Below are 1,074 nucleotides of genomic sequence, written 5' to 3' on the forward strand. Positions count from 1 at the left end.
AGCTTTGAAGCCACCGCGTTGACGGGAACCGACCACTGCTCGGTCTCCCAGTCATAGGTGCTCTCGGTCTGCAGGGTGAAGGTCCAGGCTTCGGGGGTTGTGTAGGAGGCGAAGGGCTGCAGGAACGTCCGGTTGACATCCGCGCGGTCCTCGTCGCCCGCGAATGACCAGAGATGGTTGGCCAGCCCGCCCACGGTCCACGGCCCGCGCTGCACCAGCACGACACCTGTTGGACCGGCGCCCCACTTTCCGGTGCCGAGCAACTCGTCACTGGCGGTTGGCAGCAGGAAAACCGGACCCACGCCCCAGATGACGCCGCCCGCGGTCGGTGCCTTCGGCGAGAAGAAGAAGCTCTGCACGATATCGCCGACACCTGTCTGCGATCCAGACCCGGGAAGCACATCGCTTTGATGGACGACCGGAATGATGGTGCGCGAGATCAGGTTCCAATCCTGGCCGAGGGAAAAGGGAACGACCGGTTGAATGTTCAGAAGATACCGCGATCCGTCCCCCTCTGGCCCGATGCCGTCGTCGTAGTTGAGTTGGAACGGCACGCTGATCAGCGAGGCGACAGGGTTGGCGAGTTGCTGGGCAAGATCCTCGTCGTCCTGGGCCCGCGCCTGGCCAGCCCATGGTCCGGTCAGCAGAACGATCAGCGACACTGCGGCCCTGTCTCGGCGCATGGCCTGTCTCCTCCAGAAAGTTTCCCTGCGGTTGGGTCTCCAGGGACATAAGAGCGGCGCCGGCGGGGGGCGGCGCCGGTCTGGATGTCAGCCAGGTTCATTCCGGGATGACGGCCCCGACATCGCCCCCGAAAGGCTCCAGTGCCGCCAGTTCGGTGCGCGCCTTCGTGCCGGGCATGATCTCGAAGCGCGGATCGAAGCTGACCATGAGCGATGCAAGCTTTTCGAGGACCGAGAGATCCCCCTCGCCCCGGGCCGTGCCATCGGCCAGCAGCGCCCCCAGGTCCGTCTCGCCCGCCATCACGCGGTCGAGGTCGGAGCGGTTCACCGTCAGGGTCAGGTCGGCCTTGTCCGCGTGAAAGCCCGGAAGGTTGGTGAGCGTCTCGTTGGC

Annotated in this window: 2 protein-coding genes; both read right to left on the bottom strand. The window is 65.5% G+C overall.

The annotated features are described in order from the left end of the window. The coding region (locus OU682_RS24085; protein WP_268944699.1) for a transporter at positions 1-662 on the bottom strand (662 nt) is incomplete at its 3' end. 118 nt (positions 663-780) lie between these two features. Further along, positions 781-1,074 (bottom strand): alkyl sulfatase C-terminal domain-containing protein (locus OU682_RS24090; protein ID WP_268944700.1); only part of this gene is annotated, 294 nt, incomplete at its 5' end.

It is taken from the genome of Paracoccus benzoatiresistens, assembly GCF_026913015.1.
GTDB classification, from domain to species: Bacteria; Pseudomonadota; Alphaproteobacteria; order Rhodobacterales; family Rhodobacteraceae; genus Paracoccus; species Paracoccus benzoatiresistens.